Here is a 13,294-nt window from a genome sequence, read left to right as displayed (position 1 = left end):
ATCGAAGCATTAGAAACCGCAGAAGCCGGAAAAAATGCCTGCCTCTCTTGGCTACTCTATGCCTATAGCGATGAAATTGCATCTCCCAACTATGCCGAAATTCAACAACTTTTACAGCCCACAACTGCGATAGTTTACTGGCATCTCAGCCCCGCCGCCTTAACTACTTTTATTATTAAACATGGAGAAACCCCACAGACCCTAGAAACCCGGTTTCTTGGAGAAACCGGGTTTCTGGAACAACGCCTAGATAAATTTGAAAAATGGGTGAAAGATTGGAATCAACAATACGCCGACTATGGCAAAGGTAAGGAATCCGAAACAGAAACAACATCCGACTGGCGCGATAACTTACCCGAAAAGTTACGGCAACTAAAAGAAATTCTCGACATCCCAAAAATTGAATCCACCCTTACCGGAATCACCCATTTAATCTTAATTCCCCACCGCGACTTACACCGCTTTCCCCTTCATTCCCTGTTTGCCGATAAATTCACCATTACCTATTTACCCAGTGCCAAAATTGGGTTAATCGCACAGGGAAAAAACACGCAAAATCAAGGCAAACTTTTAAGCGTAGAACATCCCAACAGCGAAGGTTTTGAAGACTTAGCCTACGCGGAAATTCAATCAACCGCCATATCCCAACTCTTTGAAAATCCCCAACGCCTCAGTGACAACGCCGCCACCGTCCAAGCCATCAAAACCGCCCTTGCCTCACCTTACTCAATCTTTCACTTCACCGGACATGGAACCTACAACTTTTTCAATCCCAAAAAATCCTATTTAGCCCTCAGCGGCAACGATAAACTTACCATAGAAGAAATTGTCCAAATCCCCCTTCATCCCTGCCAACTCATCTGCCTTGTTGCTTGCGAAACCGCCATCACAGGCAACCAAAGCATCACCACCGAATATGTCGGACTCGTCAGCGCATTTCTCAGTCGCGGTGTAACCTACGTCGTCAGTACCCTGTGGACGGTGGAATCAGAAGCCAGTGCCTTAATAATGATGAAATTTTACCACCTTTTGCGGCAAGGAGAAGCGGAACCCGTCGCCCTGAAAAATGCCCAAAAATGGTTGCGAGAGGCAACTTGGGGTGATATCCAAAGCTTTTATGCCCAAACCTTAGCATCCCTCCCTGCCGATGCAGATAATAACCTGGGTTTACTCTTAGAAGACGCCCTCAACCGAGCGAATACAATGGAAACAGACCACCAACCATTTACCCATCCTTACCATTGGGCCGCTTTTACCATTACGGGTCACGCCTAAATTCTATGAAACCTGCTGCTAAAAATACCCTCAAAGCATTCCTGGTTGCTTTATATCAACAAAACTCACCTTTATCAGAGTCACAAACCACAAAATTGCACCAAATAGCCGCAGCAATTTCCGATAATATTGCTCAACTCGATACCATAGCCAAAAGCGATTCTACCTTCAATCAATATTACCAAAAAAACCGCCAAGCCTTGCTCAACCCGGCGGCAGTCCAAAAACAAGGTCTAAAACCAAAAGTAAACGAAGCAGCAGAAAATCGCGCTAAGGAAATCGAAAATATTTCAGTTGATTTAAACGACAATGAACTATTAGAAACTGCCCAGAAAGTTTTAACCGCCCCCGACCCGGTAAAAGCAGCACGAGAAATCCAAACTATTCCCTATTTGCTGCCAGAAATCCCCATCCTTTAACCCATGAATCAACCGATTAAATTAATTTATCCCACGCTTGACCTTTTTCTCTACGACCTGCGAGAAGGTTTAGGTCAATCTGAGGAAAACATCCACCAAAATCGCTGGGATTTTTGGCAAAAAGTCTATAACGATTCTAAACTGAATAGTTCGGGAAAATACCTAGATGAAGCATTTTTCCGACAACTCGCCAAGAGGGAAAAAGCCGAAGCCAGTTTCGTCCAACTGCTAGAAAATCAGCAAGTAGAAAGTTTTGAACTTCCCCTTGATGGTTATTACTATCCCCTCCAGTTAGGCGACACTTACGCCCTGCAAGTTGATTGTTCTGGTAACTACGCCGACGGCAAACAAACCCTCAACGATACGCCCCAAGAAATCGGCATTTTAACCCAACGAAAACAAACAATTTTGCAACATATCGGCGGCGAAAACGTGAGGGGAAAAATCGGTCAAACCTGGCTGATGTGGGGACAAATTGACCAGGATATTCAAGATGAAACAAAGCTTGAAAATATCGCCAAAGAATGTTATAATCAGCTTTCTAACAACCCGGATTGGCATCGCGATTTCTGGGGCAAAGGCAATTATTTAGGCGCAACCGTTTTTGACCTGTGGCAGTTTCCTTCTAATTGGGAAAAGCTGAAAGAAGAAAGCGAACATTTGCAAATCTGGCTATTTCCCCATCACCTTTCAATCGATACGATCCGCCAAACAATGGCAGAGATTTATGTAGATTTAATCCGCCTATTCAGCTATCGCCATAAAATAATTTGGTCTTACGCCCAAAGCCACAAACCCAAAAATGCCCTGAAAAACGATTATCTCTTAGTTAAAAATTCTGTCAGCGCGATCGTTCCCTCCGATCGCCAAATTCAGCCTGCCCAATCCGATTTAAAGCAATTAGAAACAACCCTAAATAATACTTTCAATACACTCGCTCAATATGCGATAGATTTAGATAAATTAAATGCCCAAAGCCGCACCCTAGATATTAACATCGAAAATTATCAACAACGCCTAAAACGATTGGCAGAAAAAGATAAAAATCCCCAAAAAGATTTAAGCTTTTTAATCGAATTTGGTGATTTTGCCAAAGAACGCTATTTGCGACAAGTAGAAGCCGATTATACCAGCCTCAGCACCGGATTAACCTTACTAGAAAACCTAATTCGTACCCTAGAAGGCACCAGCAACATCCGCCAAACTGCAAGCGATCGCACCCTCAACAAAACCGTCGCTATTGCAGGTATCGGACTCGCCGCCAGCCAAGCTGCCTCAGCCATAATCCTCGCCCAACCTCCTAGCGGGAAAAATGCCCTGGCATTCCAAACACAAGTCTTCACTATCAGTTTAGGCATAGGTGCGATCGCCAGTCTGATAACCTTCCTCATCCTGCGCCGCTTCCACCGTTAAAATGTTTTAAATAGAAGCGGTAGGGAGACTCAAATGACCCCAGCAGCGATCGCAACACCCACCAAAGAATCACCCCTTTTATTTGAGGGACTGACCTAGAGAATGAAATTTACTATGAAAAGATGAGCAGTAGTGAAGAAGTCAAAGGAATCGATCTCGATTTGTTGTTGCGTTGTATCAATATGGTAAATCATGTTGATGCAATTAAGACTTTTCAACAAGCACTCCAGAAATAGCCTGAAGTTTCCCCACTAGCGAGAGAAATTCACACAGAAACCTTTTTCTTCAAATTCTCATCTGGTGGCCCCAATTTTGTCACATCGTAATCATTAGCAGGATAAGAACGGGAAGGACGATCGACAAATAAACCAGATCTAGTACGTGCTGGTAAATAACTCAGCACCCAAGCGCGTGCGTGCAAACAAAATTCTACAAAGCTTTTGACCGCAGGATGAGGCGCTTTTTTTTCAAAAGCTTTTAGCGATCGCTCATCTATAATACAACGAAATACCAACTCAACCAGTCTTTTAGGAACGAGGGGAAACCAATTAGAAATTAAGTTAACAAACAATTCATACAATTCTTTAGTAGCAGGAGACTTATAAATATACTTATCCTCATATTCCTGCTTAAAATGTTCCATTTCTTCTAGAGAATCAGGCAAATTTTCGATCTTCATTCGTTTACCAATCTCTAAGCAGAAATTTAGCCATGCCAGCCGTTCTTTTTCTGACATTCGTCGCCAGCCAAAGCGATCGTTCCAGTAGATAGGTTCTAAAATGAAAGTAGCGATGCCGTAAATAAAGTCTTGATTATTTATTGGAAAATGGCCGTGAATATAGTTCATCCGTTCAATGCAGGCACGACCTTTTTCGCTATCATAGCCATACTTGATAATTTCAAACATCAAAATTGAGCTATCATCATAGCGCTTCTGAGTGTGTGCCTTTGTGTAACCGCGTTTTGCTACTAAACCAGCTATCCTGGGACTTGCAAAAGCCCTAACAAACGCCAGTTCGATGTAACTTCGCTGAAAGTCCCAAGGGAACTCATAACTAACCATAATTTTGACAATTTCTGAACGATCCTTAACTGGATCTAATTGCTCTATTTTCCTGAGATTATCGTAACGCCCCATTTTCTGTTCCTTTGGCTATAAAATTGATGGGGATTTCCTTTTTAGTAGTTTTATCTTCTACGATGTACTTGCAAATCAATTTACCTGTGCGGAAATCCACGCCAAGTAAGGTGCAGATCCAGCCACTAAGGGCAAAGCAATAATTTCCGGAACTTCGTAAGAAATCAGTTCTCGAATCTTCGCTTCCAGAGTTTCAAATTTAGCCAAATCTGTCTTAATCAGCAGTTGCCATTCTTCTTCTTTGTGCAACTGCCCTGACCAAATTAAAATCGATTTTATGGGAAATAAGCTGACACAAGCGGCCAGTTTTGATTCTACTAAATTTTGTGCGATCGCTTCAGCTTCTTCTCGCGTGCCAGCCGTTACCAGAACCACTCCATAGCGCACTTTTGCAGATTCTTTATCCATCATCTCCAATTGCGTTAGCCAACATCAATTATAGAATAAGCTTTCACCTTTTGCTTAAAATTATACAGCTGTATCTCTTCTAGCTAAATACATATGCTCTATATTTCCTCCTGGTAAAATCGTGCCTGTCAATTTAGCGCCATCAAAGTTTGCTCCTGTCAGTATCGCATCTTTGAGATCGGCATCGGTTAAATTTGCCTGAGTTAACCTTGTCCATTTTAAATTTGCCTTTTCCAAATAAGCTCTTGTTAGGTTGGCTCCCGTCAAATCTGCGCCTATCAAGTTTATCCCCCGGAGCAAGGCTTCACTTAAATCTGCCGCCATTAGATTAGCTCCTTCTAGGTTAGCGCCGCTGAGTTTAGCTTCGCTAAGATTAATTCCATCCAGCTCAACGCCACTCAAATCTACTCCATTTAAGAATGCACTGTTGAGGTTGACACCGTTTAACAAAGCTCCATACAGCATAGCACCGCTCAATCTCGCACCCTGTAGATTAGCCCAGTTAAGATTCGCACCGCTGAGGTTTGCTCCTCGCAAATTGATATCTTGCAAATTAGCTCCGCAGAGATTAGCACCCCAGAGATTAGCGCCTCGAAAGTTGGCTCCTTTGAGATTAGCACCGCTCAATCTTGCCCCTGGTAGTTTTGATTTGACAAAGACAGCACCGTTGACTTGTGCTTTCATTAAATCTGCTTCGACTAATTTGGCTTCTCCCAGTTTGGTAAATGTTAAATTAGCCCAGTTTAATAAAGCTCCACTCAAGTCTGATTTATTGAGAGAAGCCCTGGTCAGATTAGCGCCTCTCAGATTAGCACCTGTAAGGTTTACGCCGACTAAAGTCACTTCTGCTAAGTCTGCTCCGCTGAGATCGATCCCAGCAAAGTTTCTGTTTCCATCTTGGTAAAGTTCTACTATTTCTGTAACTTTCATATTTCCTCTGCCTCTATCTGTTATTTGTATGGAAGGTATGTCGAATCAAGTTTGACTAATCCGATATACACAGCGCTTTTTAAAACGACACAATAGCGATACCAATAAATTAACAAAATTTATTCCGGTAGATTAAAATAAGGGTCTACTGGAAATAAATAGCGATCCCTTAAGGAAAATTTTACTATTTAAACGCAGGTCATTTTATCAAATAAGTAGTATATGTTACAAATATTTTCAAAAAGTTGAAAAACGGAACAATAGCCCTGTGAGGTACAGCGCTAGTCCAGTAAAAGTATTTGACAAAATCAACTAAATGTGCATTCTTGTACAGACCCTGGCAGGGTGAAGCATGGCGATCGCCTGCGGAGGGAAAATTTGTTGGCGTCGATCGATTATCGCCCAAATCCTCATGCCTCCGGCAGACAGTGCGATCGCCACGACGCAATACATATGTTCATTTGTTTGTCAATAGCTTTACTGCGACTGGCGCTCTAGACGACAATGAGTCGCTAGCCGTAAGTTAGCCCTAATTAAATTATCAAAACTTTAAGCACTGGGAAAAACCGCTGCTCCAGCCAATTCCCAGCCTAAAACAGTCTAAGTTGTAGAGAGAGAATAAACTTGACCGTCTATTAGCAACCGCGTAATTCCTTTTGCTTTCAAATAGGGAGAAGCCTTCTGAAGCATTTTGCCATCAGGAACTTTAATCACCCGCTGGGCGCGATTGGAAAAACGTCTAGCGACCCGGTGATTGTCAAAAACAGGTAAAGTTCGCTGTTGCACTTCTTCCTTGGGAATCTGACCCAAGTCGCCAAAATCCTTGAGCGGTCGGGTAATCAATTCCGCCGCACGGTCTACTACCAAGTAACAAGGTTTGGGAAAAGACGCTTCCGATAGAGGCAAAACCTGTACTAAGGCATTGCTTGGTACTCGTCTTTTTGGGAGTAGAATTTCCTCATCCAGGTCATCTTCATCAGAGTCTTCTAGATCTTCTAGATCTTCTAGGTCATCTTCATCTTCATCCAAATCAGCCAAATCTTCTTCATTATCCAGGAGATCTTCTCCTAGCATTTCTTTGATAGTGCTGGCTTCTGTACTATAAGCTTCATCCAAGAGATCGTCTTCAGCACTAGAGGCCCTTGCCGCAGGCACATTTAGAAGTGGAAGTATCTCTTCTGCTTCTTCTGCTTCTTCTGCTTCAGTTAGAGAAGAAAATCCTGCTGAAGAGCGCTTACGCAGTCTTCTGGCGGTAGATAGGGATAGTTCTGCTTGGGACTGTTCGCTAAGATCGGTGTCGATCGACTCTTCTGCTTCAGCAATACTTGTGTGCGGACGCATCGATCGTTTTTGCTGGATTAACGTCTCGTAGTCATCCGGTGACAAAGTACTTTTGAGTAAGCGACTGATGGTAGAGTGACTGACATCATAGCGGCGAGCCAGTGTTGAGGTTGTTTCTTCTGGATTTCGGTATAGCTTAAGTATTTCAGCTTTGTCTGCTTGTGTTAATTTTTTGGCGGTCATAACGCTTGACTTCCCCTAAGTACGCCTACGCCCACCACCCCGGCGGGAACGACTTGATGTATCGTATTCCAGGGCAGCTCCAATAGCAAACAGCACGCCGCTGAACACCCAGAAAACTTCTGGCAGAGAACCGCTTTCGTAATTTGGTTGTTTCTCAGCCCACTTAAACCACATATCGGCTATGTACAGAGACAAGGCTGCTGCTGCAATCATCCGCCAAGACTGGGAAAAACGACCCCCCCAAAAGGCTAGTAATAACATTGTGGCAAGAATTAAAAGGGCAACATCACAAACCACATAAAACAAACTCACCCAAGGAACAAGAGGCTGTAATTGTTTGTCCATCTGCTCGATCCAAGAAGGTGAAGATTGTGATGTCGATGCAGCTGGTTTGGAATTGGGGGCAGGATTTGCTGCTGATGTCGGTTTTGGTTTCTGCTGTGCCGCAGGTGGTTTTGAGACCGGTTTGGCAGTGGGTGATGCAGTTGTTGTGCCTTGTGCAACTATTGATGGTGGAGGTGCTGCCTGGGCTGCGGAAATGCCGGGGGCAGATATCCAGTAAGCTAGGGCAATGCCTATGGCTGCGATCGCAGCGACGATTCCCCACTGCCACTTTTCCAAATTCAGTCGCCTAGAGGTGACTGCCAGTATCATTCCCCAACCAAGAGAAATATAAGTGGCAATAAAGAAAAGATCTCCTAGAGATATATCGGGTTCTAGACCCAAAGCCAGCTCCCAATAGCCAAATAGTAAGTTTCCCAGGAAATAGAACAGCATCCCCAGACCAAATCCCAGCCATACCTGACGTCCGCTGACAATCTGAGGACTGCGCCAATTTCTAAAACATAATATGGCTGCTGACAGATATGCGACTTCTTCAAAAACGTATGTACCGATTAAATACCAAAACGGACGCTCCTCTCCTGATGGTGTAATGCTAAATAGCAAGAAAAACAAAAGTGCTAGAACTGCCCAAGCAATTCCGGCTAGGACGATCGTCCGTACTGGCAAAAGGGATTTAGGACTGGATGATTTATCCGAAGGGTTGCTCATAGGGATTCATAGAGGAAATAGCTGGCAATGGAAAGCACAGACGTCAATCAGTTTTTGACCGCTGTTGAGATCGGATATTTTACCCCAGGTGTGCTCTTCTCAGTCGCTCTACTACAAGTCATTGCATTTTTTTGGCACCTTTTCAAGGCTACTGCCAAAGCTTACCGAGGGGAGATTGATTCAACCATTCGATAAACTGGGTCTGTTCAGATCCTGGCAGGTCTTGTAGGGTGTCCATAGCTCGACTGACGAAGCTGGCGTTTCCGAAATATTGTTTACCAAGACGATAAAGTTCTTGCAACAGGGTAATTAGATGATGTTCTTCCCAAGGGGGAAGCTGGTTGGTACTCAGCGGGTCCATTGTGAGCAGGTTATTGATAGCTTGGGGAGAGTCTGCCTGTGGAAAGCGCCACTGTTGAAGTATTTCCGTCAGATTTTTTTGAAACAATCCCGCCTGTCTGGCTCCTAAGAGATCTTCTATGTCTATATAAACCCCTTGGAGCAGCAACAGACAGGCTTGAGTGAGAGCAGTCGTTTTTGCATCGCCAGCGACATCGCCAGCGAGCTGATCTAAACGGATCTTGCCCCAGACACTATATCGTTCCGGTTCCTCCAATAGGACACAGGCTTTCCCTCGGTTATCCGTCAGATCCCGCCAGAAGGCTTTAGCTTCTTCCTCTTGGTTCGCTCTGAACACACTGATTAAGCGAAACGTTTGCCCCTGATAATTGAGAATCGGAATCTGCTGGTCCCGCTTTGGGTGCTGAACGCTTGTTATTTCAACATCCTGCCGTTTCAGAATAAACATGACACTGGCAATTGACTCCTGGTGAGAACCTCCGGTGCAGCTCTTGGCGTTGAGTGTAATTACGCCTGCGACACTCTTGATATGCAGAATGCTGGTTTACCAGGTGCGGCTGAACTGCGATCGCAAATTAATATCACACTATCTTATCCAAGGCTCATTCTCTTGGTTTTTAGTGTACAACTATCGGATGGCTGTTCTACGCTCAGTTGTGGCAAAAGTTCGATCTGCTGACTTTTCCGATCCGATCGCACCACAAATCTTATCAATTTTGATAATATAGGCACACAGACAATTGGGTGCGTAACTCAGGTGGATAGAGTAGCAGCCTTCTAAGCTGCGAGTCGCAGGTTCGAGTCCTGCCGCACCCGTTTTACCGAGCGAAAAATACAGTCTCTCCAATAACCCACCTTTGTGTAAGCCATAGGAGTGACTTCATAACCATCTTTGTATTATGAAAATAAGCAACTTCCATTTGCCTAAGCGAAATTAAGATCGCCTTACAAACTAGGATGGTTATATTATGTAAATCCCAAACCAATCAGCAAATTTGTATACTTTCTTGATATGTTTTTAAGCCCGTGACGAGGATTGAACTCGTGACCTCACCCTTACCAAGGGTGTGCTCTACCACTGAGCTACACGGGCAATACTGCATTCAAATCTCAAAAATAAAATGGCAATATATAATATTTGTCGCCATTTACTTTTTATTTGGTTTGTGTTATTTGGTTCGTGGTGGGCCGGGCTGGATTTGAACCAGCGTAGGCATAGCCAGCGGATTTACAGTCCGCCCCCATTAACCACTCGGGCACCGACCCTTATTACCCACGATTATTTATAGTAGCACAACCATCTGGGAATGCAAGGTCTTTTTTGAAAATTTTTACTGAGGTATCTGAGGAAGGTGTCTTGCAGGGTGTTTATCCACCGCCAGCACGAGCGCGATCGCGCTGCACAGGGGAGTTTTTAACGGAATTAGACCGCGCCGGGAAATCGCTCTCATCATAAATTTCCCCTACCAGCTCTTCCAAAATATCTTCCAGAGTAATCAATCCCACAGTTCCACCGTACTCATCTACCACAATGGCCATATGCAGGCGCATCTGAAGCATCTCTTTAAGCAGATTGGGAACTCGCTTTGTTTCGGGGACGTATAGGGGCGAGTCCATTGCGGCGGTAACGGGGGATAGGCTGCGACCTTCTTTTTGGCTAAGATTTAAGTGCTGAAGCGCTCGCTTCAGATGAATAATTCCGACAATCTCATCCTTCGATTCCTCTTGCACGGGGATGCGAGAATATCCTGTTTCCAAACACAAATTGACCAAATCCTCAAGAGTCGCTACATGGGAAATTGTCCGCATCTCAATTCGAGGTTTGACGAGATGGCGAGCGCTGAGGCTATCCAGCATCAAAGCTTTGTTGAGCAACTGGCGTTTATCCAAGTCCAAGTGGCCTTTACCACCCAAAACCTCGATCATCAACTGGAGGTCTCTTAAAGATTCTCCCTGCTGAACAGTTGGGCCTTCAAACAAACGAATTACGCTCTGAGCAATGTTTTCAAAGACATAAATTATCGGTGATAGACCGATCGACAGCCAGTAAACCGGGCGAACTGCTAGCCTGAAAAAAGGCATGACATGGGTAATGGCCAAAGATTTAGGCGTAACTTCACCAAAAATCAGCACCAGAAATGTGACAACGGCAGTAGCAACACCCAATCCCGCATTGCCCAACCACAAGACAAATAGGTTACTGGTGAGTATGGCAGAAAAGTTATTCACCAGGTTGTTACCCACCAAAAGGGTCGTAATAAACCGGGCGCGTTTCTCCAATACCAGGGTAAAAATCCGCTTCGGATCGCCGTGTTCTTTAATTAGAGCCCTGAGTTTAAAGTTATCGAGTCCTGTAATCGCCGTTTCGGAACCTGAGAAGAATGCCGAAAGCAAAAGCATTAATGCCAATACTGCAATGTCGAGCCAAATATTTCCCAACAGAGGGCCAGTTGCAGAGGTAGCCAGAATGTAAGTTTGAACGGGTAAAGAAATCACAAGATGTTTTAAAAGGCAAAAAGCCTTTCCCAGACCGAAACCTGAGAAAGAAAGGAAAAGACAAAAGGAAAATATTTCTCAATCGCCTTTTTCCTTTTACTTTTTACTTTAAAGCAGCTCTCCCGTTTCTTGCAGTAAATGCAGACGTCGGTAAATACCTTCTTGGCGTAAAAGTTCTGCGTGGTTACCAACTTCGACTATCTGTCCTCGATCCAAAACGACGATTTTGTCTGCTTCGCGAACAGTGCTGAGTCGGTGAGCGATGACGATCGCAGTACGAGTACCCAAAATACTACGCATTGCCAGCTGAATCGATCGCTCTGATTCGTAGTCTAAGCTAGATGTCGCTTCATCGAAAATCAGAATGTCCGGATCGACTAAAAGCGCCCTAGCAATTCCGAGTCGCTGTCGCTGTCCGCCAGATAAGCGCACTCCCCGCTCTCCGACGAGCGTATGGTAACCTTGGGGCATTTGCTGGATAACTTCATCTAGTCTGGCAATGCGACAAGCTGCTTGCACTTGCTCCAAAGAGGCATTGAGATTACCATATCTGAGGTTATCCAGTAAGGTGCCGTTGAAGATATCCACTTCTTGATGTACGATCGCCAATCTGTGCCGATATGCTGTAACATCCAAGCTGCGAATGTCTTCCCCATCAATGAGAATTCGCCCTCGATTCGCTTCAAAATAGCGAAACAGCAGTTTCACTAAGGTTGATTTACCCGATCCCGATCGCCCAACTAAGGCTACAGTTTGACAAGGTTCTATGAGTAGATTGATATCTTGTAAAACTTGACGGCTGGGATCGTACCCAAAGCTTACCTGGCAAAATTCCACTTTGCCTGTAAACTTATAAGGTGTTGTGCTGGTTGACAGGATTTGCGATTGCAAAACTCCCTTTGAGTCTGCGCCAGACGGCTGCTGCATAAATTCGTGAAACCGTAACATAGACGCATAGCGACGGGCAAAAACCTCCGCCAGGTTACTGATAGGTTCCAACTCGGCGTAAGCCATACTGGAAACAGTTAAAGTCGTGACAAAATGTCCTAATGAAATTTTCCCTCCAACCGTAGCGGCAAGAGTCAAACCCAGTACTGTGAAAACGCAGAACTGAATCACAGTCCTTTGCCAAGTGTTTAGCTTGACGTAACCTTTGTGAACGCGGTAGTCAACTACTTTGAATTCGCGTTCCAGACGTTCTCGTTGTCGTTTTAGTTCTTGCTTTTCGGTAGCGAATGCTTTAACTGTTTTGATGTTCGTAATTATTTCGGAGTTTCGGCTTTCTGTATTTTCTGCGTATTTATCCAACCGCTCTTCAATTTTGATAATAGTCTTCAAGTCTTTGATACTGAAGGTGAGGATAAATACAAAAGAAATCAAAAATAAAATAGCTATGCGCCATTCTATCAGCCAGATAATTACAAAAATTCCTAGTACTCTGCCAAGTTTGGGAATTAGTTGCCCTGCTATTTCTGGATAACTCCAGGTGTGGTTGGCAATGCCTCTAGCTACTTTTCCGGCAATGCGTCCGGGATTGTTTTCGTCATAAAATTCCAGGGGTAACGTCAGAACTTTTTCGATCGCTTTACCGGAATAATCGCGTCGAGAACGCAGGGCAATATCCCAATGAAACCAGGAACTTATCCAAGGTTGTATGGGCGCTCTGACAACGGTGACTAAAAAGATGACGCTCAGCAGCACTGCCAAGGATAAAAGCTTGTTGGCAGGCATCCCAGTGAGTGCGGATGCTGCATCGATCGCTTTTTGCAGTAGTGCATCCAGGGGTTGTCCTGACAGGACGTTTAAAATTTGCCCAATGGTATAGGGAACTGCTAGGTCTACGATTTCAAAGAGACTGGCTGCTGCAATACTCAAAAGTGCGATCGCTCGGTAAGGCCGATAATATTTGACAATATCTCGAAATGTTGCCATGCAGTGGGTTTGGAATAACGACCAATCCCAGATCTTGTGGTAATGTTTTGCTGGGGTATTTGTATTATATATGTAGTACAAGATGCCGTGTCTACCAAAAGGTTTATTTAGAGCGCCTTGCAGTTGTATGAAGTAAATTTACTCCCTTCCCGCCGTAAGACGATCGATCGCAAGTTACCTGTTGTTCTTTTCTCCCCCACTCTCCCCAAAGCATACATATTCTTTGAGCGGGAAGGGAGTAAAGTCTGACCTCTGGACGTTGCCCCTGTGACAAGAGAGGATGTATGGTAACGCAGAGCTATTTTTATCCAAATAGAAGTTTATGGCAGACTCCACTCCCAGCGAT

12 protein-coding genes and 3 tRNA genes are annotated in these 13,294 nt (G+C 44.3%); 5 read left to right on the top strand and 10 right to left on the bottom strand.

Translation table 11 applies throughout. The features are described 5' to 3' along the window. From H6S82_RS04320 to H6S82_RS04310, 3 genes are all read left to right on the top strand, one after another. On the top strand, positions 1-1,275 hold a 1,275-nt coding region (locus tag H6S82_RS04320; RefSeq protein ID WP_191056035.1), incomplete at its 5' end, for a CHAT domain-containing protein. A 5-nt stretch (positions 1,276-1,280) separates the two neighbouring features. Then, positions 1,281-1,694 (top strand): hypothetical protein, encoded by a 414-nt coding sequence (locus H6S82_RS04315; RefSeq protein ID WP_190465068.1) that lies wholly within the window; start codon positions 1,281-1,283, stop codon positions 1,692-1,694. A 3-nt stretch (positions 1,695-1,697) separates the two neighbouring features. Next, entirely contained in the window at positions 1,698-3,107 is a 1,410-nt protein-coding gene (locus tag H6S82_RS04310) for a hypothetical protein (protein WP_190465069.1), read from the top strand. 265 nt (positions 3,108-3,372) lie between these two features. Here the strand turns inward: H6S82_RS04310 and H6S82_RS04300 are convergent, their stop codons facing one another. The 3 genes from H6S82_RS04300 to H6S82_RS04290 form a co-directional block, all read right to left on the bottom strand. Next, positions 3,373-4,245, bottom strand: a complete 873-nt coding sequence (locus H6S82_RS04300) for a DUF2236 domain-containing protein (protein WP_190465070.1) — start codon at positions 4,243-4,245, stop codon at positions 3,373-3,375. Positions 4,246-4,320: 75 nt separating this feature from the next. Then, positions 4,321-4,653: a divalent-cation tolerance protein CutA gene (cutA, locus tag H6S82_RS04295; protein WP_190465089.1), complete on the bottom strand. Its 333-nt coding sequence runs from the start codon at positions 4,651-4,653 to the stop codon at positions 4,321-4,323. A 60-nt stretch (positions 4,654-4,713) separates the two neighbouring features. After that, complete coding sequence (locus H6S82_RS04290; protein WP_190465071.1) at positions 4,714-5,583, bottom strand: pentapeptide repeat-containing protein; 870 nt, start codon at positions 5,581-5,583, stop codon at positions 4,714-4,716. Positions 5,584-5,909: 326 nt separating this feature from the next. On the opposite strand from H6S82_RS04290, the gene H6S82_RS04285 reads away from it, so the two are divergent. Continuing rightward, a complete protein-coding gene (locus H6S82_RS04285; RefSeq protein ID WP_190465072.1) occupies positions 5,910-6,110 on the top strand; it encodes a hypothetical protein in 201 nt (66 codons plus the stop codon). 73 nt (positions 6,111-6,183) lie between these two features. On the opposite strand, the gene H6S82_RS04280 is transcribed toward H6S82_RS04285, so the two are convergent. The 3 genes from H6S82_RS04280 to H6S82_RS04270 form a co-directional block, all read right to left on the bottom strand. Continuing rightward, positions 6,184-7,107: a transposase gene (locus H6S82_RS04280; protein WP_190465073.1), complete on the bottom strand. Its 924-nt coding sequence runs from the start codon at positions 7,105-7,107 to the stop codon at positions 6,184-6,186. Between the two features lie 15 nt (positions 7,108-7,122). Further along, positions 7,123-8,160, bottom strand: coding sequence for a hypothetical protein (locus H6S82_RS04275; protein ID WP_190465074.1), 1,038 nt, complete (start codon positions 8,158-8,160; stop codon positions 7,123-7,125). Positions 8,161-8,308: 148 nt separating this feature from the next. Next, positions 8,309-8,968 (bottom strand): Npun_F0813 family protein, encoded by a 660-nt coding sequence (locus tag H6S82_RS04270; RefSeq protein WP_190465075.1) that lies wholly within the window; start codon positions 8,966-8,968, stop codon positions 8,309-8,311. 294 nt (positions 8,969-9,262) lie between these two features. Between H6S82_RS04270 and H6S82_RS04265 the strand changes: the two genes are divergently transcribed. Then, positions 9,263-9,336: transfer RNA gene (locus H6S82_RS04265), tRNA-Arg, on the top strand. Positions 9,337-9,541: 205 nt separating this feature from the next. Here the strand turns inward: H6S82_RS04265 and H6S82_RS04260 are convergent. The 4 genes from H6S82_RS04260 to H6S82_RS04245 all read right to left on the bottom strand — a co-directional run bounded on the left by H6S82_RS04260 (position 9,542) and on the right by H6S82_RS04245 (position 12,948). Beyond that, positions 9,542-9,613: transfer RNA gene (locus tag H6S82_RS04260), tRNA-Thr, on the bottom strand. A gap of 88 nt (positions 9,614-9,701) precedes the next feature. After that, positions 9,702-9,786 (bottom strand) — tRNA-Tyr (locus tag H6S82_RS04255). 102 nt (positions 9,787-9,888) lie between these two features. Continuing rightward, positions 9,889-11,016, bottom strand: coding sequence for a CNNM domain-containing protein (locus H6S82_RS04250; RefSeq protein WP_190465076.1), 1,128 nt, complete (start codon positions 11,014-11,016; stop codon positions 9,889-9,891). A gap of 108 nt (positions 11,017-11,124) precedes the next feature. Continuing rightward, complete coding sequence (locus H6S82_RS04245) at positions 11,125-12,948, bottom strand: ABC transporter ATP-binding protein (RefSeq protein ID WP_190465077.1); 1,824 nt, start codon at positions 12,946-12,948, stop codon at positions 11,125-11,127. Positions 12,949-13,294: the final 346 nt, after the last annotated feature.

This window comes from Planktothrix sp. FACHB-1355 (assembly GCF_014748295.1).
GTDB lineage: Bacteria > Cyanobacteriota > Cyanobacteriia > Cyanobacteriales > Aerosakkonemataceae > Aerosakkonema > Aerosakkonema funiforme_A.
The sequence above is the reverse complement of the archived record's forward strand: the minus strand, read 5'-3'. Positions and strand labels throughout refer to the sequence as shown.